The organism is Allobosea sp. NPDC055332 (assembly GCF_053645455.1).
This window is the reverse complement of sequence record NZ_JBSHMO010000029.1, coordinates 1-1,343: the sequence shown is the minus strand read 5'-3', so window position 1 is coordinate 1,343 and position 1,343 is coordinate 1. Positions and strand designations below refer to the sequence as shown.

Here is a 1,343-nt window from a genome sequence, read left to right as displayed (position 1 = left end):
ACAAGGTCAGGCAGTTCCAGCGCGGCGACTTCCTGCTCGGTCAGCATCGGTGCCGTCATGCGCGGCAGCACCTTAATCAGTGCATCGACTTCGGAGTTCGCGACCGCAGCCAGACTGACACCGCGCAGCGTCCCGGCATTGGGTTTCATCAGCGTGACCTGTTCGATAACCTGCTCACCACGTTTGACCGGATTGTCCAGGGTAATCACATTTTCTTTGTTCATGGTTTTCTCACTTCTGAATCGGGGTTAACCGGTCAGCCTGGCTGACCGGATGAAAATCACAGGCCGATATTGCGGCGGTGTTGCTCCAGCCGGTCGACGCCGTTCACCTTCTCAATCATGTTGATGGTGTCGATTTCGACCAGCTCCTTACCGTCCATCGTCAGCCGGAAATAGGTGCAGACCACGGAGATTTTCGACTCGGTGTCTTCTCCCTGTTTGCCCTCGCCGGTGTCGATTTCTTTCTGACGGCCACGCATGACCACCTCGACGGCCACCGTTTCGCCGGTATCGTCGCGCTGGTAAGAGCCTGCAAAACGAATCGGTACGGCATCCACACCGGTTGCGGCGTAAAGCTCCCAGATAACCGAATCCGGGAAGCCCCCGAGCGACCACTCCATTGACAGCGCATCGTCATCAAGGCCGAGGTCTACCGGTGCGCTGCCGTTCATCCCCGCACCGCGATAGTTTTCGAGCTTACGGGTCAGTTTTGGCAGCGTGACGGACTTTGCAACGCCCTGATAGCTGTAGCCGTTCAGAAAGACGTTCATTAACTTGAGTTTGCGCGGCATTGCCATCGGTCAGGCTCCTTAATTGCTGTTAACCGAGGTGACCAGATTTGCCAGGTATTTATCGGTAATACGCTGGCGCAGGGTCAGGTTTTCGAGAGGAGGCACCGGTGTATAGTCGTAGTCGATATACAGTTTTCCGGCCTTGAGGGTTTCCGCATCGTTGGATTCTTCGCTGAACCAGCAGGTCGCATCCACGATATAGCCGTTTGTTTTCAGCTCACGGAATTTGGCATTGATGCCGTCAACGATGTCGCGAATCAGCGTTGCGGTGATGGGCTTGTCCACCGCCCACATGTGCGCCTCAGCCATCGTGTCGGCCAGCACCTGCGCGGTGCGGGTGTAGTTTTCAAAGAGGAACAGCGGGTCATCAGAGCAGGTACGGTTACCCCAGAAGCGGAAACCGTCGCGGCGAATCAGCGTTGTGACGCCAGACTCGTTCAACAGGTCAGCATCGGTGCCGGACTCCTGCAAATCCCAGAATACAGAGGCGCTGATGCCGGTAACACCGTTTACCCCGACGTTGGACAGCGTTTTATGCCATCCCTGCTCC

The 1,343-nt window shown here is 56.4% G+C and carries 3 protein-coding genes; all 3 read right to left on the bottom strand.

What is annotated here, in order from left to right; genetic code table 11:
• On the bottom strand, window positions 1-224 hold a 224-nt coding region (locus ACWIGM_RS31415; RefSeq protein ID WP_271095746.1), incomplete at its 3' end, for a phage tail assembly protein.
• A gap of 56 nt (window positions 225-280) precedes the next feature.
• Complete coding sequence (locus tag ACWIGM_RS31410; RefSeq protein ID WP_001251408.1) at window positions 281-799, bottom strand: phage major tail tube protein; 519 nt, start codon at window positions 797-799, stop codon at window positions 281-283.
• A 12-nt stretch (window positions 800-811) separates the two neighbouring features.
• Window positions 812-1,343, bottom strand: a 532-nt coding sequence (locus tag ACWIGM_RS31405) for a phage tail sheath C-terminal domain-containing protein (RefSeq protein ID WP_176560024.1), incomplete at its 5' end; no start/stop codon positions are given.

Excerpts from the sequence above, each read along its gene's own strand:
- ACWIGM_RS31410 (WP_001251408.1), bottom strand. The coding sequence starts at position 799 with ATGGCAATGCCGCGCAAACTCAAGTTAATGAACGTCTTTCTGAACGGC.